1 pseudogene is annotated in these 253 nt (G+C 66.4%); it reads left to right on the top strand.

Annotation, left to right across the window (positions count from 1 at the left end):
* Positions 1 to 253: pseudogene (locus tag EOB49_RS35585) on the top strand (DNA mismatch repair protein MutL); the annotation flags it as partial.

Here is a 253-nt window from a genome sequence, read left to right as displayed (position 1 = left end):
CTTCACGCTGGCCGGCTCGGACCGCTCTATGCTGGAATTGCCGGCGGCGGATGACAGCGCGGCAGGCAGCCTGCGCCGTGTCGCCCAGGTGATGGGAGCCGACTTTCCGGACAATTCCATTGCCCTCGACGCGACGCGTGATGGCGTGCATCTGACCGGCCACGTATCGATCCCCTCTTTCACCCGCGCCAACGCGCTGCAGCAATATGCCTATGTGAACGGCCGCCCGGTGCGCGACAAGCTGATCGCCGGC

The sequence above is a fragment of the Mesorhizobium sp. M7A.F.Ca.MR.148.00.0.0 genome (genome assembly GCF_003997735.1).
Classification (GTDB): domain Bacteria; phylum Pseudomonadota; class Alphaproteobacteria; order Rhizobiales; family Rhizobiaceae; genus Mesorhizobium.
This window is presented reverse-complemented; position numbering and strand designations above follow the sequence as displayed.